The organism is Sinorhizobium sp. FG01, from assembly GCF_002531875.1.
Taxonomy (GTDB): domain Bacteria; phylum Pseudomonadota; class Alphaproteobacteria; order Rhizobiales; family Rhizobiaceae; genus Sinorhizobium; species Sinorhizobium fredii_C.
In genome coordinates this window covers 46,070-64,296 of sequence record NZ_NWTB01000005.1, presented here as the reverse complement: position 1 = coordinate 64,296, position 18,227 = coordinate 46,070, and the positions used below count along the sequence as shown (strand labels likewise).

Here is an 18,227-nt window from a genome sequence, read left to right as displayed (position 1 = left end):
CGAACCTCACCCGCGCAGGCCCGGCGCCTCCTGGCCGGTGCGCTCGACATATTCCCGATAGCCGCCGCCATATTGATGAATGCCGTCCGGCGTCAGTTCCAGGACGCGGTTGGACAGTGCCGACAGGAAGCGGCGGTCGTGCGAGACGAACAGCATGGTGCCCTCATAGGCCGAGAGCGCCTTGATCAGCATCTCCTTGGTATCGAGGTCGAGGTGGTTGGTCGGCTCGTCGAGGACGAGGAAGTTCGGCGGGTCGAACAGCATTGCCGCCATCACCAGCCGCGCCTTCTCGCCGCCGGAGAGCACCCGGCAGCGCTTCTCCACGTCGTCGCCGGAAAAGCCGAAACAGCCGGCCAGCGCCCGGAGCGGCGCCTGACCGGCCTTGGGAAAGCGTTCCTCCAGCCATTGGAGGATGGTGCTGTCGCCGTCGAGCACATCCATCGCATGCTGGGCGAAATAGCCGAGCTTGACACTGGCGCCGAGCGACACACTGCCCTGGTCCGGCTGGGCGGAGCCGGTGACGAGCTTCAGCAGCGTCGATTTTCCGGCGCCGTTGATGCCCATGATGCACCAGCGTTCGCGCCGGCGCACCATGAAGTCGAGTCCGCCATAGATCGTCCGGCTCCCATAGGCCTTGTGGACGTTCCTGAGATTGACGACGTCTTCGCCGGAACGCGGCGCCGGCAGGAAATCGAAGGCGACCGTCTGGCGACGCCGCGGCGGCTCGACGCGATCGATCTTCTCGAGCTTCTTGACCCGGCTCTGCACCTGCGCGGCATGCGAGGCGCGGGCCTTGAAGCGTTCGATGAACTTGATTTCCTTTGCGAGCATGGCCTGCTGGCGCTCGAACTGGGCCTGCTGCTGCTTCTCGTTCAGCGCCCGCTGCTCCTCGTAGAAGCCATAGTCGCCGGAATAGCTCGTCAAAGCGCCGCCGTCGATCTCGATGATCCTGGTGACGATCCGGTTCATGAACTCGCGGTCGTGCGAGGTCATCAGCAGGGCGCCGTCATAGCTTTTCAGAAAATCTTCCAGCCAGATCAGGCTTTCGAGATCGAGGTGGTTGCTCGGCTCGTCGAGCAGCATGACGTCCGGGCGCATCAAGAGGATGCGGGCGAGTGCCACGCGCATCTTCCAGCCGCCCGACAGCTTGGAAACGTCGCCGTCCATCATCTCCTGGCTGAAGCTCAAGCCGGCAAGGACCTCGCGGGCACGCCCCTCCAACGCATAGCCGTCGAGCTCCTCGTAGCGCGCCTGCACTTCCCCGTAGCGCTCGATGATCGCGTCCATTTCGTCCATCCGCTCCGGATCCGACATGGCCGCCTCGAGCTCACGCAGCTCCGCCGCCACGGCGCTGATAGGCCCTGCCCCTTCCATCACCTCGGCAACCGCGGACCGCCCGGCCATCTCGCCGACATCCTGGTCGAAATAGCCGATCGTTACACCCTTCTCGACCGAGACCTGCCCCTCGTCGGGCTGTTCCTCGCCGGTAATCATCCGGAAAAGCGTCGTCTTCCCCGCCCCGTTCGGACCCACAAGGCCGATCCTTTCGCCGCGGTTCAAGGCGGCGGAGGCTTCGATATAAAGAATGCGGTGACTGTTGGACTTGCTGATATTCTCGATGCGGATCATGTGGGGGACGGCTCGGTGGGGTTGCGGGCACCCCTATGCCACGGGTCGGTGCCGCTGTCACGCGAACATCGAGCGGGGCGGAGGCGCCGAGGATCACAAAGGAAAATATGGCGGACAGAGAGGGATTCGAACCCTCGATACGCTTTCACGTATACACGCGTTCCAGGCGTGCGCCTTCAACCACTCGGCCACCTGTCCATCCGTCTGCAGCCGTTGGTCACTCCGGCTGGATGGGGGAGTGAACTCCACCGTGCTGCCGGCAAAACCGGCGGACGGGCGCGATATATACTGATGATTGGCGGCGGATCAACTGGTTTCTGACAGATTGTTGACATTGCGTGAGATGTTGTGGCGCGCTCCGCCATTGCGCTCGTCCGGCGGCGAGCCTATCTCTTTCCATAAGACACGCCGAGCGGGAATGGGGCGGCTGGAAACGATCGACAGGCTTTAAGGGGCGAACCCGGCCAAGGAGGGTGAATGCGGCTCTTGCTGCGCTTTGCAAGCTTCGTCGCGCTGATGGCCGCGGTGCTTGCGGGCACCATCGATTCGATCCAGTCGGTGGCCGCCTCCGAGCCAGTGCTGACGCCGCTTGCGGAAGGGATCGGGCTGCTCGGGCCGGATGCGCTCAACTGGGTGCAATCGCTGCAGCGGACCGATGCGGGGCCGGCCATCTGGCTGACCGCCCTGCACTGGATCTTCATGCAGCCGGCCTTCGCCGTCATGGTCGTCGTCGCGCTGGTCCTGTGGATGGCGGGATACAAGAAGAAGCCGGCCGCCGGGCGCTTTGCGGCCTGAATCCGCGCCGCTCAACGCTTTCGGTCATCGGAAGGAGCCGCAGATGTTTCTGATCGACATGTTCAACAAGAAGAACATCCTGCCCGACGCCGAGACCGCGCTTGCCGGCCGCGCCGAGGAAATTCCGACGGCTGCGACGCACTTCGTCTCCGGCCGGTCGCTGAAGGGCCCCTACCCGGAGGGCATGAAGAAGGTGCTTTTCGGCATGGGTTGCTTCTGGGGCGCCGAGCGGCTCTTCTGGCAGATCCACGGAGTCCACGTGACGGCCGTCGGCTATTCCGGCGGACTGACGCCGAACCCCACCTATCAGGAGACGACGACGGGGCTGACCGGCCATGCCGAAGTCGTGCTGGTCGTCTACGATCCGCAAAAACTGTCGCTCCGCCGCCTGCTCAAGACCTTTTTCGAGGAGCACGACCCGACACAGGGGATGCGGCAGGGCAACGACATCGGCACCACCTACCGCTCGGCCATCTATGTCTTCGACGAGGAACAGCTTGCCGAAGCGAATGCAGCGCGCAATACATTCAAGCGGGTGCTCAGGGCCTTCAATCACGACCGCGAGATCACCACGGAAATCGCAATTGCCGGCCCGTTCTATTTCGCCGAGGGCTACCACCAGCAATATCTCGCCAAGAATCCGGACGGCTATTGCGGCCTGCGCGGCACCGGCGTCAGCTGTCCGTTCGGCTGAAGCGAAGTCCGTCCGCTTGCGCCAGCCGCCAGCGCTCCAAAGCGGGCCGGCGGCTTTTTTACCATCTGAAAAATTTTGGATGTTTTTTTGAAGAAGCCGTGCAAGGATGCGCCCACCCAAGCCTTAAACAGAAGAGGGGCGGGCTCCGCAGGCAAGGCTCACGCCGCCCGCGGAAACCCGAAAAGATCCAATTGCGACAACAGGGCTGCAAGATGAAAAAACCCATTCTCGGTCTCTTTGCTTTCTCGATGATGTCTGCGACGGCACTGGCCGCCGACGTCAAGCCGGCGCTCATCTACGATCTCGGCGGCAAGTTCGACAAATCCTTCAACGAAGCGGCCTTCAACGGCGCAGAAAAGTTCAAGGCCGAATCGGGCATCGAATACCGCGAATTCGAGATCGCCAATGATGCCCAGCGCGAACAGGCGCTGCGCCGCTTCGCCAGCGACGGCAATAGCCCGATCGTCATGGCCGGCTTCAACTGGGCCGCATCGCTCGAAAAGATCGCTGCGGAATATCCGGATACGAAGTTCGCCATCATCGACATGGTGGTCGAGAAGCCGAACGTCAAATCGATCGTCTTCAAGGAACAGGAAGGCTCCTATCTCGTCGGCGTGCTCGCCGGGCTCGCCTCCAAGTCGAAGACTGTCGGATTCGTCGGCGGCATGGATATCCCGCTGATCCACAAATTCGCCTGCGGCTATGTCGGCGGCGCCAAGTCTGTCGGCGGAGACGTCAAGGTGCTCGAAGCCTATACGGGCACGACGCCGGACGCCTGGAACGATCCGGTCAAGGGCGGTGAAATCGCCAAGTCGCAGATCGACCAGGGCGCGGACGTCGTCTATCACGCCGCCGGCGGCACCGGCGTCGGCGTGCTTCAGGCGGCGGCGGATGCGGGCAAGCTCGGCATCGGCGTCGACTCCAACCAGAACATGCTGCAGCCGGGCAAGGTGCTGACCTCGATGCTGAAGCGAGTCGACGTCGCCGTCTATGACGCCTTCACGGCGGCTAAGGACGACAAGTTCGAGTTCGGCATCTCCAATCTCGGCCTCAAGGAGGACGGCGTCGGCTACGCGCTCGACGAGCACAACAAGCCGCTGATCACGCCGGAAATGCTCGATGCGGTGGAAAAGGTGAAGGCCGATATCATCTCCGGCAAGGTACAGGTGCACGACTACATGTCGGACGAGACCTGCCCGTACTGATCGGCAAGACATTCGCAAGGCCGCCGGTTCGCAAGAGCTGGCGGCTTTTTGCTGCCCGTCTCAATAGTGCGGCGGCCGTGTCACCGGGATCGCCTCGCGCGCCTGTTCCTCGAGGGTCAGGAAACGCTCAGTCAGCCGGTCGAGCTTGGCACGCATCTGCTCGGCCACCTTCCATTGCTCGGCAAGCTGGTCGGAAAGCTCCTCGATGGTTTTTCCCTGATGCGCCACCGTTTCTTCCAAATGAACGATCCGGCTCTCCATGTCGCTCATGCGCTTCTCCATCTCTTTATTATCGACGGGCAAATTGACCAACCTGGCTGCGCCGTCAAGCATGGCAGTCAGCCCCGTGCCCCGGCTGCGACGGCGTTCACCGCGGAAAAGCCGGGATCGCGTGCCGACAGCCTCTTGTGCAGGTGCACCATCATGCCCGCGGCAAACAGCGGCGTCAGCAGGTTGATGAACGGCACGGCCAGGAAGGCCGCGATCACGAGGCCGGCAAGGAACACCGTCGCCCTGTGCTTGGCGCGGAAGAGCCGCGCCTCGGCCGGCGAGCGGTGGCGCATGGCGGCAAATTCGAAGAATTCGCGGCCGAGCAGATAGCCGTTAACCAGGAAGAAGGCGATGAGATTGATGCCCGGCACCAGCAGCAGGAAGAGCGCGACGATGTTGCCGAGAATGACGACTCCGAGGAACTTCACCGAGCTTATCATCGCCTCGGCAAGCGGCAGCGGGGTGCCCGGCGGCTCGGCCGGATAATCGCGCTTCTCGACCACCTCGGCGACATCGTCGAGAAAGAAGCCGGCGATCAGCGCTGTCACCGGAGCAAGCAGCAGCGCCAAGGCGAGAGCGAGGCCGAGGCTGGCGAAAATGCCGACGACGAACGTGATCCAGCCCGCCCATTCGGGCGTGCCGGGCATCAGCACGTCGATCCAGGGCAGCGCCAGCCAGACGAACAGCTCGCGCATAGCAAACCAGAGGGCGACGAGCGCCAGCAGCGTGAGCGCGATGACCTTCCAGAAAACCGCGCGCGTCTCGGCGGCAAAGAGATTGGCGGAGGCGAGCCGCGCCGAGTCGACGATCATGATCGATCTCCATAAAGGACAAGTGGGTTCGATGTAGGCAGCCGCGTCGCCCGCGGCAAGGCACTTGCGCCGCACTCCTTCGCGGTGCACTACGATTCAACAGGCCGGCGCTGGCAAACACCATGGACGGCGATATTCTAAAGCGGAAGCAAGTCAGGTCCGTTGCGGCGGACTGTGAATCGACCAGGGGGAAGCCATGACCCAGCACAAGACGCTCGCCAGCCTCGCTGTTCTCGTACAGTCGGGACAATTGGATTCCCTCGCGCTCACAGAGGATACGCTGACGCGGATCGAAGGACATGCGGACCAGTCGATCTTCGTCGGGCTGACGCGAGACCGCGCGGCGCGCGAGGCGAACGCGGCCTCCGAGCGGATCAAGGCCGGCCGTTCCCGCGGCCTCTTGGACGGCTTGCCGGTCGCCTGGAAGGATCTCTTCGATGTTGCCGGCAGCATCACGGCCGCAGGCTCGGTCGTGCTCAAGGACAATGCGCCGGCTTCTTCAGACGCGGCGGTCGTCGCCGCGGTCGGCAGCGCCGGCATGGTGAGCGTCGGCCGCACCAATATGAGCGAGTTCGCCTTTTCAGGGCTCGGCATCAATCCGCATTACGGCACGCCCCGCAATCCAGCCTCGACGGACGTGCACCGCATTCCCGGGGGCTCGTCGTCCGGCGCGGCCGCGGCGGTCGCCGCCGGGCTCGTGCCGCTGGCGATCGGCACCGACACCGGCGGTTCGGTGCGCATTCCGGCGGCAATGACCGGCATTGTCGGCTACAAGGCGACGCGCGGACGCTATGTGATGAAGGGCGTCTTTCCGCTCGCCCAGAGTCTCGATTCGCTGGGACCCCTCTGCCACAGCGTGCAGGACGCCGTCTGGGCGGATGCGGCCATGCACGGCCTGACGGCGCCGGTTATCCGCCGCGCCGAGCTTGCCGATCTTTCGCTCGTCATCCCGGAGACGATCGTCTTCGACGAGGCGGAGGCCGAGGTGGTCGCTGCCTTCGAGGCGGCGATCAAGAGACTCGAGGCAGCCGGCGTCCGGGTGCGGCGCCAGGCCTTCCCGAGCTTTGCCGCGATCTTCGAGCTGACTGCCCGCCACGGCGCCCTGGTGAACGCCGAAGCCTATGCGCTGCACCGCGAGCGGCTTGCCGGGCCGGATGCCGCCCGCATGGACCCGCGCGTCGTCGTCCGTACGCGCCTCGGCGAAAAAATCGCCGTCAGCGACTATATCGCCCTCCTCAACGCCCGCGACCGGTTGATCCACGCGACCCTCGAGAGCCTTAAGCCCGGCGAACTGATCGCCCATCCGACGCTGCCGCATGTGGCACCGCCGATCGACCCGCTGCTTGCCGACGACGATCTGTTCTTCAAGGTGAACGCGAAGACGCTGCGCAACACGTCGATAGGCAATTTCCTCGACTTCTGTGGCATCTCCATTCCCTGCGGCACCGGCGCCGCCGGCATGCCGGTCGGCTTCCTCATCTCTGCACCGCACCACCAGGACGACCGGCTCCTTGCCGCCGCGCTGGCGCTCGAGGCGCTGATCCGGAGCGAGGCATGATCGTCTCTTTCGATATCGGCGGGTCTGCGATCAAGGGCGCGATCACCCACTCGTCGGAGCGCATCTTCCCGCTGCCCCGCCGAACGACGCCGCTCAACGATTTCCGCCGCTTCGTCGTAACGATGGAATCGGTGCTCGACGAGGCGGGCGGCCTTCCCGATCGGGTCGCGATCTCGATCACCGGCGTCATCGACCCTGAAACGCGGCGGATCAAATGCGCCAACATACCCTGCATCGACGGCCGCGAACTGGCGGCCGAGCTTGAGGCAGCGCTGCATCTGCCCGTGGTGATCGCCAATGACGCCGACTGCTTCGCGCTCGCGGAAGCGGGGATCGGCGCCGGCCGTGGCCACCGCATCGTCTTCGGCGCGATCCTCGGCACCGGCGTCGGCGGCGGCCTGGTGGTCGACGGCAGGCTGATCAATGCCGATGGCGGCTTTGCCGGTGAATGGGGCCATGGACCGGTCGCCGCGACCCATGCGGGGCACCCGCCCATGGCCATTCCCACCTTCGACTGCGGCTGCGGCCAACGCGGCTGCGTCGACACGATCGGGGGCGCGCGCGGGCTCGAGCGTCTGCACGCGACGATCCATGGCAGGACGCTTTCCAGCCACGAAATCATTGGCGCCTGGCAGAGCGGAGAGGCCGAGGCGGCGCGGACGATCACCATTTTCGTCGACCTCGTCAGTTCGCCTCTGGCGCTCGTTGTCAACATCACCGGCGCGACGGTCGTGCCCGTCGGCGGCGGCCTCTCCAATTCCGAGGCGCTTCTTGCCGAGATCGACCAGGCGGTACGTCAACGCATCCTCCGTCGCTTCGACCGGCCGCTGGTGGTGCGCGGCGAATGCCGGGTGGAGCCGGGCCTGATCGGCGCCGCGCTGCTCGGCTTCGGAGGGCTGGGCCGATGAGCGGCATCCTGCTCGAGGTTTGCGTCGACGATGCCAGGGGCTTGGCGGCAGCGGTCGAGGGCGGCGCCGACCGCATCGAACTCTGCTCGGCACTCGCCGTGGGCGGGCTGACCCCGAGCGCCGGACTGATGGCGCTCGCGGCCCGCACACCGTTGCCGGCCTACGTGATGATCCGGCCGCGTCCCGGCGACTTCGTCTTCGACGCCGCCGAACTCGACATCATGCGGCGCGACGTCGATGCGGCGCGCAATGCGGGCCTCGCCGGCGTCGTGCTCGGTGCATCGCTGCCGGGCGGGCGGCTCGACGTGCCAACACTCGCCGACCTGACGCGCCATGCCTCCGGCCTCGGGCTGACCCTGCACCGGGCCTTCGATCTGGTGCCGGATTTCGCCGAGGCGATCTCGATCGCCGTCGCGCTCGGCTTCGAGCGCATCCTGACCTCGGGTGGCGCCAGGACCGCGCCGGAGGCGGTCGACACGCTGGCAGAGCTCGTGGAACTGTCAGACGGCCGGCTCTCGATCATGCCAGGATCCGGCGTCACCATCGATACGATCGATCGGCTCCTGCCGAGGCTTGGCGTCGCCGAGGTTCACTCGTCCTGCTCTATTCGTGAGCCAGCTACTGACAAGGGGTTAGTGGAGCTGGGCTTCGCGCCGCCGGAACGTCGCCACACGGATGCGACGACAGTCAGCGCGATGAAGGCGCGGCTGGACGCCATCCTGGCGAGACGCTGAAACGCATTGAATGTAAGGGTCAAGAGAGGCCGTTCTCTAGCGTCCGCCCCTCATCCGCCTGCCGGCACCTTCTCCCCGTTCTAACGGGGAGAAGGGACATGCCGCGCCCTCCGGTCCCCTCTCCCCGCGCGGGGAGAGGGCTAGGGTGAGGGGCACTCTGCCACTGGTGGATTGACGGAACCCGCTGCATCCCGACGACACGCGTTAAGCAGTAAAGACTACCTCTCCCCCAATCCAGGTCGACTTCATGCCGAGCTCCGGCGTCAGCAGCACGAAGTCGGCGTCGGTGCCGGGCAGGAGACGGCCCTTGTGTGAGGCGATGCCCATGACGTCGGCAGGGTAGGCAGAGGCCATGCGGATCGCTTCCTCGATCGGCAGGCCGAGCTTTTCGTGCACGAAGCGGACGGAGGAGAGCATGTCGATATCGGCGCCGGCAAGGGTGCCGTCGGCGAGCGTCAGGCGCCCATCCTTGCGCAGGATCTCGCGGCCGTTCAATTGGAAGCTCGTCATGGCGGTGCCGATCGGCGACATGGCGTCGGTCACCAGGAAGATCTGCCCCGGTCCCCGTTTGCCGCGCAGCGCGATGCCCATCGATGCCGGGTCGACATGGAAGCCGTCGGCGATCATCCCGGCATGCAGCGTGCCGGTCGCAAGCGCGGCGCCGACGACGCCGGGCTCGCGGTGGCCGAGGCCGCTCATGGCGTTGAAGAGATGCGTGACGGTTCGGGCACCCGCCTTCGCATAGGCGCAGGCTGTATCGAAGCCGACATCGGTGTGGCCGAGGCTGACGACGATGCCGGCTCCGGCAAGGGCGCGCACCTGTTCCTTCGTGGTGTTCTCCGGGGCGACGGTGACCATCAATGAGCCGAGCGCGTTGACGCAGGCAAGCATCTCGGCGAGATCGGCATCCTCCATCGGGCGGATCAGCGCCGGATCGTGCGCGCCCTTGCGGGCAACAGAGAGATGCGGGCCCTCCAGATGCAGTCCGAGGAAGCCGGGCATCGCCGCGGCCCTGGCCGCGACGCCGGCCTCGATCGCCTTGGTGCGCATCTCGCGCGTGTCGGTGATCAGCGTCGGCAGCAGCGCCGTCGTGCCGAATTTCGCATGCGCCGCACAGATTTGCCGGATGCCGTCGAGGGTCGGCACTTCGTTGAGCAGCGCGCCGCCGCCGCCGTTCACCTGCAGGTCGATGAAGCCCGGCACCAGCAGCAGGCCGCGGGCGTCGATCGTCTCGGCATCGCCGGGAGCGGCGCCGCTCGCGACGATACCCTTGACGTGCCCGGCCTCGATGAGAAGCGCGCATCCGTCGTGCCAGTCGATGCCGTCGAAAATCCGCGCTCCGGTGATCTTCCTTTTGCCAGTCATCGTGTCTCTGTTACCTTCTTCAGGCTCGCCGGTGCATCCGGGTTCAAGCCGCGAGAGCGCGACCAGGCTTCGACGAAGCCGTAGAACGGCAGGATCAGCGCCAGTGCGTCGGTGAGCGGGTGGCCGGTCTCGGCGAAGGGCAGGCGCTTTGCCTTTTTGGCCCGGGCCGAGGTGACATGCACCACCGCTCCCTTGGCGCTCATGCCGTCGGCGATCTCGGCGACCGAGCCCTCGGCGGCGTCGCGGGCGGCAAGCACCAGAACCGGGAAGCGGGCGCCGACGAGCGCCACCGGACCGTGCAGCACTTCCGCCGCGGAATAGGCTTCGGCATGCATGCCGGACGTCTCCTTGAACTTCAGCGCCGCTTCGCTGGCGATCGCCAATGCCGGGCCGCGGCCAAGCACATAGAGCGATTCGGCCTCGCCGAGATCGCCGGCAAAATCCTGCCAGTCGAGCTTCACCGCCTTGGCGAACTGGTTCGGCAGGTCGGCGACGGCGCGTTTCAGGCCTGCATCCCCGCTCCATTCGCCGAGAACGGCGAGGCCCGCGACAATAGAGTTAACATAGGATTTGGTCGCTGCCACGGCGAGTTCGGGGCCGGCGAGAATATCGAGCGGATGGCTGCAGGCGTCGGCGATCGGCGAAGGCAGCGTGTTCGTCAGCGCGATCGAGACGGCACCGGCCTGCGTTGCGGCCTCGGCCATTGCGACGATATCCGGACTTTTGCCGGACTGCGAGATGGCGATCGCCGCCGCACCGCCGAGCTTCAGTTCGGCGCCGTAGATCGAGGCAAGCGAGGGCCCGAGCGAGGCAACCGGGCGTCCGGCCGTGAGCTCGATCGCATATTTCAGGAACAGGGCCGCGTGATCGGATGAGCCGCGGGCGATCGTCACCAGAAAGGCCGGATCCTTGGCGCGCAGTGCGGTACCGGCGGCGGCGACGGCGGCGGCCGAGCGGTCGAGCAATCGTGCGACGGCCTCAGGAATCTCGTCGATTTCTCGCCGCATGTTGGTCTGCATCATCAGGTCCTTTCCTGAATAGGTTCAGAGCGAAGAGCGAGCCGCTTACACTTTCGCCGATAAGTCGGCTCAGCTTTCAGGGATCGTCAGCTCCGCGACAAAGTCATAGGTGTCGCCCCGGTAGAGCGAGCGGGTGAATTCCACGACGCGTCCCGAAGCAAGATAGGAGACACGCTCGATCGACAAGCCGGCCGCGCCGACGGCGACGCCGAGCATAGTCGCATCGGGGTTCTTGATGTTGCAGGCTGAGATGCGCTGCACCGCCCGCACCGGCCGGGCATGCGATTTTTCTAGCGCGGCGTACAGCGACGAGGTCACCGCCAGCGGATCGGGGACGAACTCGGCCGAAACGCAGGCGCGCTCGATGGCAAGCGGCATATCGTCGGCAAGGCGCAGCCGCCCGAGGCGGGCAACCAGCGCATCGGCGGGAAGGCCGAGCGTCATCATCTCGTCGGGTGACGGATGGAAAAGCCCCCGCTCCAGCCATTCCGCGCGGGTGTTGAGGCCACGCCGAGCCATGTCCTCGGTAAAGGAGGTGAGCCGCGACAGCGACTGCTCGACGCGGGAGACCGGCCGGACGACGAAGGTGCCGGAGCCGTGGCGACGCACGAGCAGCCCGTCGCGCACCAGGTCGTCGACGGCCTTGCGGACGGTCACGCGGCTGACATTGGCGTAGTCGGCAAGGTCGCGCTCGGCGGGCAGCGCATCGCCATGATTGAGCTTGCCCGACAGGATCGCCTCTTCCAGCGATTGCCGGAGCTTGAGGTAAAGCGGGCCGGCACCGCCCGACTGGAGGCTTTCGAGCGGCAGGATGGCGGCAAGCTGCTGGTTCATAGAACCGCCTCCGGCCCAGTTCCAAAGCGGGCGGCGGCAAGGGCAACAGCTCCGGTCAGCGCGTCGGCTTCCGCCTCGACGAAGAGCGGCTGATGCCGTTCGGCCAGCCAGGGCCGGTAAAGCGGCGCCAATCCGCCGAGCAGGCAGATCGTCCGGCTGCCCCTGGAGACAACGGCGTCGAGCGCCTCGTCCACGGTCGTCGCGGCCGCCATCAACAGGCGTGTCGCCACGGGATCGCCGCGCCCGGCATGGTCGAAGACACGCGGGGCGAAGCGGCCGAACTCGCCGGGCTTCGCCAGCCGCGCAAAATCGACGACGTCGCGCGGATCGTTGTTGAATTCGGAGAGGACGGAATCGGTCACCGGTGAGGCTTCGTGGATCCGGTCATAGGCAAGCAGGCTCTCCTGCAGCAGGGCATGGCCGATGCGGGCACCACTGCCGTGATCGCCGATGGTAAAGCCCCAGCCGCCGATATAGCTGACCACTTCACCCTGGCGGGCGATATAGATCGTCCCGGTTCCGAGAATGGCGACGGCCCCGTCCTTGTCGCCGAGCGCGCCCTGAAGCGCGATCAGTCCATCCGATTCGATATCGGCCGCGGCGAAGGGCAAGCGCCGCTTCACATAGTGGACGGCATCGCCGACATTATGCCCCGCGACGCCGACAATCGCACGCGCCGAGATAATGCCGCCGGGGTCCAGGCGCGCATCCTCGAATGCCGCGCGGGCGGCATCGGCAATATTCTGCAGCGCCGTTTCCGGATCACTCAGAATATTGGCGGCACCGGATTTGCCGCGGCCCAGGATACGACCGTCCGAACCGGCGACGGCCGCCCGGCAGCTCGTCCCGCCGCCATCGATTCCGATCAGATAGGATGTCATTGGCACCTCCGCCGTCTAACATACCAAAAAAATACCATTAACCAAGCGCGATTCCATGAGCACGCCGCCATTTATGTTATATGTTTGATTTTATGGAGATATTTTTGGCGAGGCGTTTTTTATTTAGGCAGACGTTAAATTTCTTCTAGACAATTGGTATTTTTTTGGCATTAATTTGGAAAAGAGGAGAACGACGCGATGCCGGCAATGAAGACCGAGGAGCGCCACGACGAAGCCAAAGGCCTGGACCTGATGGATCCGGCACTCGCGCTGCGCGTGCTCGCCTCCGGTCAGCAGGCCGCAGCCAAGGCCGTCGATGCGGCGATCGAACCGATCGCATGCGCGGCGGCACTTGCCGCAAGCATCCTTTCGGCCGGTGGCAAGCTTGCCTATGCGGGCGCCGGCAGTTCCGGCCTGATGGCCATGGCGGACGCACTCGAACTGCCGGGCACCTATGGAATCTCGCAGCAGCAGATCGTCATTCTTCTTGCCGGCGGTGCCGCGAGCCTCGGCGATCTTGCCGGCGGCTACGAGGACGACACGGAACTCGCGCGTGCCGACGTTCGCGAGGCCGGGATTACAGCCGGCGACTGCCTGGTCTCGGTTTCCGCCAGCGGCTCGACGCCCTATGCACTCGCCGCCGCCGAGGAAGCCAGGAAGTTTGGCGCCAAGGTCATCGGGATGGCCAACAATCCCGACGCGCCGCTTTTCGAGCGCGCCGATGTCGCCATCCTGCTCAAGACGCCGCCGGAGGTCATCTCCGGCTCGACGCGCATGGGCGCCGGCACGGCCCAGAAGATCGCCTTCAACATGTTCTCGACGCTGATCGGCATCCATCTCGGCCATGTGCTCGACGGCCACATGGTCAATCTTAGGGCAGACAATATCAAGCTGCACGGTCGGGCCACACGGATCGTCTCCGACATCACCGGCGTTTCTGCCGGCGAAGCCGAAAGGCTGATTGGTGCCGCCGCCGGATCGGTCAAGCTGGCGATCCTGCTCGCTTCGGGCGCGCAGGACCTGCCGGCAGCCGAAGCGGCGCTTGCCAGTGCCAATCAGAATTTGCGCCGGGCGATCGCCATCGTCTCGGCCTGAACGATAAACTGGGATCCAAACCGCGCCGTGGCGGCGCCTATAAGAGGGAGAACCTGAATGACCCGCACGACAATCAAAGGCTTGCTGCTCGCATCGAGCATTCTCGGCTCGGCCGGACTTGCGCAGGCGCAGGACGTGACGCTGACGATCGAGAGCTGGCGCAATGACGACCTGGCGATCTGGCAGGAAAAGCTGATCCCCGCCTTCGAGGCCAAGAACCCCGGCATCAAGGTGGTGTTCTCGCCGTCCGCGCCGACGGAATACAACGCCGCTCTCAACGCCAAGCTCGACGCAGGCTCGGCCGGCGACCTCATCACCTGCCGCCCGTTCGACGCCTCGCTCGAACTCTACAACAAGAAGCACCTCGCCGACCTCACCGGCCTGGCGGGCATGGAGAACTTCTCCGACGTCGCCAAGTCGGCCTGGACGACCGATGACGGCAAGACGAGCTTCTGCGTGCCGATGGCCTCGGTTATCCACGGCTTCATCTACAACAAGGATGCCTTCGACCAGCTCAAGCTTGCCGTTCCGACGACCGAAGAGGAGTTTTTCGCTGCCCTCGACAAGATCAAGACGGACGGCAACTACATCCCGATGGCGATGGGGACTAAGGACCTCTGGGAAGCTGCGACCATGGGCTACCAGAACATCGGCCCCAACTATTGGAAGGGTGAGGAAGGCCGCCTGGCGCTGATCAAGGGAGAGCAGAAGCTGACCGATGACGCTTGGGTCGAACCCTACCGCGTGCTCGCCAAGTGGAAAGACTATCTCGGTGACGGCTTCGAGGCCCAGACCTATCCGGACAGCCAGAATCTCTTCACGCTCGGCCGCGCCGCGATCTATCCGGCCGGCTCCTGGGAAATCGCCGGCTTCAACACTCAGGCGCAGTTCAAGATGGGCGCCTTCCCGCCCCCGGTGAAGAAGGCCGGGGACAGCTGCTATATCTCCGACCACAACGACATCGGCATCGGCCTCAATGCCAAGAGCCCGAATGCGGATGCCGCCAAGACCTTCCTGACCTGGGTCGCCTCGCCGGAATTCGCGGAAATTTACGCCAATGCGCTTCCCGGCTTCTTCAGCCTGAACTCGACGGCGGTGAAGATGACCGACCCGTTGGCGCAGGAATTCGTCGCCTGGCGCGAGAAGTGCAAGTCGACGATCCGCTCGACCTATCAGATCCTGTCGCGCGGCACGCCGAACCTCGAAAACGAGACCTGGGTGGCATCGGCCAACGTCATCAACGGCACCAGCACGCCGGAAGATGCTGCCAAGAAGCTGCAGGAAGGTCTCGACAGCTGGTATAAGCCGGCCAAGTAAGATCGAAAAGGAGCGCGCGGCCCTGCCGGCCCGTGCGCTCCCTATGCCCCGCGCGAACCGCGCGGCAGACGACGCCGCAGTTTTGTTGATACCGGCGCCAGGCCGGGACGTGACCGACAGCCGGCTTGCCGGAGACCACAAGAGCTTTTGATGAAGCCCGTGGCGGTATGGAATGCGGCATTTCGAGCGAAATGGGGCTGCGCTCATGGAGCCAGCCATTGAGAACGGGCCAGAGGCCGATGAAACCACGCGAAACCCCAATGGAAGTCGGCGAGCTCAAGCGTCCGCGGCGCTGGCACATCCTCGTCTTTCTGCTGCCGGCGCTCATCGTCTACACGGCGGTGATGATCCTGCCGCTGATCGAGACGCTGCGGCAATCCTTCTATAACACCGTCGACGGCCAATATACCTTCGTCGGCCTGCGCAATTTCAAGGTGCTGTTCGGCGACCCGCGCTGGGCGGCGGATTTCTGGAACGCGCTCCGCAACAATTTCGTCTTCTTCCTGATCCACATGGCGGTGCAGAATCCGATCGGCATTGCGCTCGCCGCCATGCTGTCGATCCCGAAGCTGCGCTTCAGCGCCTTCTACCGCACGGCGATCTTCCTGCCGACGCTGCTCTCCTTCGTCATCGTCGGCTTCATCTGGAAGCTGATCCTTTCGCCGATCTGGGGCGTGGCGCCCTTTCTCATGGATCTCGTCGGCCTCAAATGGCTGTTCGCGCCCTGGCTCGGCCGGCCGGACTCGGCGCTCATCGCCGTGTCGCTGATCTCGGTCTGGCAATATGTCGGCATCCCGATGATGCTGATCTATGCGGCCCTCCTCAACATTCCCGACGAGGTGATCGAGGCGGCGGAGCTCGACGGCGTCACCGGCTGGAGCCAGTTTTGGAAGATCAAGCTGCCCTTGATCCTGCCGGCAATCGGTATCGTCTCGATCCTAACCTTTGTCGGCAACTTCAATGCCTTCGACCTGATCTACACGGTTCAGGGCGCGCTTGCAGGCCCGGACGGCTCGACGGACATCCTCGGCACGCTGCTCTACCGCACCTTCTTCGGCTTCCAGCTCCAGCTTGGCGACCGCTCGATGGGCGCGACGATCGCGGCGATCATGTTCCTGATCATCCTGGCCGGCGTCTCGCTCTACCTCTTCGTCATCCAGCGCCGCATGCGCCGCTATCAGTTCTGAGGGAGATCAACGATGTCGAAAGCACGTAGCTCCATAGCCCGGACCGGCGCCGTCCATGTAGCGCTGATCGCCTATACGCTGGTGGCGCTGTTCCCGGTGTTCCTGACGATCGCCAACTCGTTCAAGAGCCGAAATGCGATCTTCCGCGAACCGCTGGCGGTGCCGACACCGGAGACCTTCAGCCTGATCGGCTACGAGACGGTGCTGAAGCAGGGCGATTTCATCGGCTACTTCCAGAACAGCGTCGTCGTCACCGTCGTGTCGATCGCGCTGGTGCTGCTGTTCGGCGCCATGGCCGCCTTCGCGCTGTCCGAATACCGCTTCCGCGGCAATACGCTGATGGGCCTCTATCTGGCGCTCGGCATCATGATTCCGATCCGGCTCGGCACGGTGGCGATCCTGCAGGGCATGGTGGCGGCGAACCTTGTCAACACGCTGACGGCGCTGATTCTCGTCTATACGGCCCAGGGCCTGCCGCTCGCCGTCTTCATCCTGTCGGAATTCATGCGCACCGTCTCGGACGATCTGAAGAATGCCGGCCGGGTCGACGGGCTATCGGAATATGCGATCTTCTTCCGGCTGGTGCTGCCGCTGGTGCGGCCGGCCATGGCAACGGTCGCCGTCTTCACCATGATCCCGATCTGGAACGACCTGTGGTTCCCGCTGATCCTGGCACCGGCCGAAACCACCAAAACCGTCACGCTCGGCTCGCAGATCTTCATCGGCCAGTTCGTCACCAACTGGAACGCGGTCCTCTCGGCGCTGTCGCTGGCGATCTTCCCTGTCCTCGTCCTCTACGTCATCTTCTCGCGGCAGTTGATCCGCGGCATCACGGCAGGAGCGGTCAAATGAGTTCTTCCGCAAATCCGATCCGCGTGCTCGTCGCGGGCCTCGGTAATATGGGCCGCAGCCATGCGCTGGCGTATCACGAGAATCCCGGCTTCGAGATCGCCGGCCTGGTCAACCGCTCGAAGGTGGAGTTGCCGGAAGCGCTTGCCGGTTACGAGATCCTGCCCTCGTTCAACGAGGCGCTGCTCGAACTCCGGCCGGAGCTCTGCTCGATCAACACCTATTCGGACAGCCACGCGGCCTATGCGGTCACCGCCATGGAGGCCGGCTGCCACGTCTTCATGGAGAAGCCGCTGGCGACGACGGTCGCCGATGCGGAGCGGGTCGTCGCCTGCGCCCGGGCGAACGGCCGCAAGCTCATCGTCGGCTACATCCTGCGCCACCATCCCTCCTGGATGCGGCTGATCGCCGAGGCGCGCAAGCTCGGGCCTCCCTATGTTTTCCGCATGAACCTGAACCAGCAGTCGAGCGGGGCGACCTGGGCGACGCACAAGTCGCTGATGCAGACGACGGCGCCGATCGTCGATTGCGGCGTTCACTATGTCGACGTCATGTGCCAGATCACCGACGCGAAACCCGTCGAGGTACGCGGCATGGGCCTGCGGCTCTCCAATGAGATCGCCGCCGACATGTACAATTACGGCCACCTGCAGGTGATCTTCGAGGACGGTTCGGTCGGCTGGTACGAGGCCGGCTGGGGACCGATGATCTCGGAGACTGCTTTTTTCGTGAAGGACGTGATCTCGCCGAACGGGTCGGTGTCGATTGTCATGGATCAGGCCGCCAAGTCGGACGACATCGACGTCCACACCAAGACCGCGGTCATCCGCCTGCACAGTGCGGCGACCGGGCCGGACGGACGTTTTGTCAAGGCCGACGAGGACCTCGTTATGGAGGGCGAACCAGGCCATCAGGAGCTCTGCGACAGCGAGCAGGCCTTCGTGCTCAAGGCCATTCGCGAAAACATCAATCTCGACCGGCACATGGACGATGCGGTGCAATCGCTGAAGATCTGCCTGGCGGCGGACGAAAGCGTTCGCAGCGGCAGGCCGGTCAAGCTTTAATTTGAAGAGGG

General features: G+C 64.6%; 18 protein-coding genes and 1 tRNA gene. 11 read left to right on the top strand and 8 right to left on the bottom strand.

Annotated elements, in window-relative coordinates; genetic code table 11:
* Positions 1 to 6: 6 nt before the first annotated feature.
* Both CO656_RS08395 and CO656_RS08390 read right to left on the bottom strand, forming a co-directional pair.
* Positions 7 to 1,629 carry an ABC-F family ATP-binding cassette domain-containing protein gene (locus CO656_RS08395; protein ID WP_097525443.1) on the bottom strand — a complete coding sequence of 541 codons (1,623 nt, stop codon included), beginning with the start codon at positions 1,627 to 1,629 and terminating at the stop codon, positions 7 to 9.
* Positions 1,630 to 1,737: 108 nt separating this feature from the next.
* Positions 1,738 to 1,827: transfer RNA gene (locus CO656_RS08390), tRNA-Ser, on the bottom strand.
* Between the two features lie 279 nt (positions 1,828 to 2,106).
* Here CO656_RS08390 and CO656_RS08385 point away from each other — a divergent pair.
* From CO656_RS08385 to CO656_RS08375, 3 genes are all read left to right on the top strand, one after another.
* Positions 2,107 to 2,424 carry a hypothetical protein gene (locus CO656_RS08385; protein ID WP_097525442.1) on the top strand — a complete coding sequence of 106 codons (318 nt, stop codon included), beginning with the start codon at positions 2,107 to 2,109 and terminating at the stop codon, positions 2,422 to 2,424.
* A gap of 43 nt (positions 2,425 to 2,467) precedes the next feature.
* Positions 2,468 to 3,118 carry a peptide-methionine (S)-S-oxide reductase MsrA gene (gene msrA / locus CO656_RS08380; protein WP_097525441.1) on the top strand — a complete coding sequence of 217 codons (651 nt, stop codon included), beginning with the start codon at positions 2,468 to 2,470 and terminating at the stop codon, positions 3,116 to 3,118.
* A gap of 212 nt (positions 3,119 to 3,330) precedes the next feature.
* Positions 3,331 to 4,323: a BMP family ABC transporter substrate-binding protein gene (locus CO656_RS08375; RefSeq protein ID WP_097525440.1), complete on the top strand. Its 993-nt coding sequence runs from the start codon at positions 3,331 to 3,333 to the stop codon at positions 4,321 to 4,323.
* A gap of 60 nt (positions 4,324 to 4,383) precedes the next feature.
* On the opposite strand, the gene CO656_RS08370 is transcribed toward CO656_RS08375, so the two are convergent.
* Both CO656_RS08370 and CO656_RS08365 read right to left on the bottom strand, forming a co-directional pair.
* Positions 4,384 to 4,593, bottom strand: coding sequence for a SlyX family protein (locus CO656_RS08370; RefSeq protein WP_179864731.1), 210 nt, complete (start codon positions 4,591 to 4,593; stop codon positions 4,384 to 4,386).
* Between the two features lie 68 nt (positions 4,594 to 4,661).
* Positions 4,662 to 5,405: a sulfate transporter family protein gene (locus CO656_RS08365; RefSeq protein ID WP_037422502.1), complete on the bottom strand. Its 744-nt coding sequence runs from the start codon at positions 5,403 to 5,405 to the stop codon at positions 4,662 to 4,664.
* Between the two features lie 196 nt (positions 5,406 to 5,601).
* Between CO656_RS08365 and CO656_RS08360 the strand changes: the two genes are divergently transcribed.
* Genes CO656_RS08360 through CO656_RS08350 form a run of 3 tightly spaced genes read left to right on the top strand, consistent with a single transcriptional unit; the run spans position 5,602 to position 8,605 of the window.
* The gene (locus CO656_RS08360; protein WP_097525438.1) at positions 5,602 to 6,963 is read left to right on the top strand and encodes an amidase; all 1,362 of its coding nucleotides are present in this window, start codon (positions 5,602 to 5,604) and stop codon (positions 6,961 to 6,963) included.
* Positions 6,960 to 7,871: an ROK family protein gene (locus tag CO656_RS08355; protein ID WP_097525437.1), complete on the top strand. Its 912-nt coding sequence runs from the start codon at positions 6,960 to 6,962 to the stop codon at positions 7,869 to 7,871. Before CO656_RS08360 ends, CO656_RS08355 begins: the two co-directional genes overlap by 4 nt.
* On the top strand, positions 7,868 to 8,605 hold the full coding sequence (locus CO656_RS08350) for a copper homeostasis protein CutC (protein ID WP_097525436.1): 738 nt from the start codon (positions 7,868 to 7,870) through the stop codon (positions 8,603 to 8,605). The genes CO656_RS08355 and CO656_RS08350 overlap by 4 nt, the downstream gene beginning before the upstream one ends.
* Before the next feature lie 204 nt (positions 8,606 to 8,809).
* Here the strand turns inward: CO656_RS08350 and nagA are convergent, their stop codons facing one another.
* The 4 genes from nagA to CO656_RS08330 all read right to left on the bottom strand — a co-directional run bounded on the left by nagA (position 8,810) and on the right by CO656_RS08330 (position 12,704).
* Positions 8,810 to 9,970 (bottom strand): N-acetylglucosamine-6-phosphate deacetylase, encoded by a 1,161-nt coding sequence (nagA, locus tag CO656_RS08345; RefSeq protein ID WP_097525435.1) that lies wholly within the window; start codon positions 9,968 to 9,970, stop codon positions 8,810 to 8,812.
* Positions 9,967 to 10,989: an SIS domain-containing protein gene (locus CO656_RS08340; protein ID WP_097525650.1), complete on the bottom strand. Its 1,023-nt coding sequence runs from the start codon at positions 10,987 to 10,989 to the stop codon at positions 9,967 to 9,969. The genes nagA and CO656_RS08340 overlap by 4 nt, the downstream gene beginning before the upstream one ends.
* A gap of 69 nt (positions 10,990 to 11,058) precedes the next feature.
* A complete protein-coding gene (locus CO656_RS08335; RefSeq protein ID WP_037422515.1) occupies positions 11,059 to 11,823 on the bottom strand; it encodes a GntR family transcriptional regulator in 765 nt (254 codons plus the stop codon).
* Positions 11,820 to 12,704 carry an N-acetylglucosamine kinase gene (locus tag CO656_RS08330; protein WP_037422518.1) on the bottom strand — a complete coding sequence of 295 codons (885 nt, stop codon included), beginning with the start codon at positions 12,702 to 12,704 and terminating at the stop codon, positions 11,820 to 11,822. The genes CO656_RS08335 and CO656_RS08330 overlap by 4 nt, the downstream gene beginning before the upstream one ends.
* A 198-nt stretch (positions 12,705 to 12,902) precedes the next feature.
* Here CO656_RS08330 and CO656_RS08325 point away from each other — a divergent pair, with 198 nt between their 5' ends.
* The 5 genes from CO656_RS08325 to CO656_RS08305 all read left to right on the top strand — a co-directional run bounded on the left by CO656_RS08325 (position 12,903) and on the right by CO656_RS08305 (position 18,216).
* Positions 12,903 to 13,799, top strand: a complete 897-nt coding sequence (locus CO656_RS08325; RefSeq protein WP_097525434.1) for an N-acetylmuramic acid 6-phosphate etherase — start codon at positions 12,903 to 12,905, stop codon at positions 13,797 to 13,799.
* A gap of 57 nt (positions 13,800 to 13,856) precedes the next feature.
* Positions 13,857 to 15,116, top strand: a complete 1,260-nt coding sequence (locus CO656_RS08320) for an ABC transporter substrate-binding protein (protein WP_097525433.1) — start codon at positions 13,857 to 13,859, stop codon at positions 15,114 to 15,116.
* A gap of 239 nt (positions 15,117 to 15,355) precedes the next feature.
* Positions 15,356 to 16,303 (top strand): sugar ABC transporter permease, encoded by a 948-nt coding sequence (locus CO656_RS08315; protein ID WP_097525432.1) that lies wholly within the window; start codon positions 15,356 to 15,358, stop codon positions 16,301 to 16,303.
* A gap of 12 nt (positions 16,304 to 16,315) precedes the next feature.
* Positions 16,316 to 17,155, top strand: a complete 840-nt coding sequence (locus CO656_RS08310; protein ID WP_097525431.1) for a carbohydrate ABC transporter permease — start codon at positions 16,316 to 16,318, stop codon at positions 17,153 to 17,155.
* Positions 17,152 to 18,216, top strand: a complete 1,065-nt coding sequence (locus tag CO656_RS08305) for a Gfo/Idh/MocA family oxidoreductase (RefSeq protein ID WP_097525430.1) — start codon at positions 17,152 to 17,154, stop codon at positions 18,214 to 18,216. Before CO656_RS08310 ends, CO656_RS08305 begins: the two co-directional genes overlap by 4 nt.
* Positions 18,217 to 18,227 lie beyond the last annotated feature (11 nt).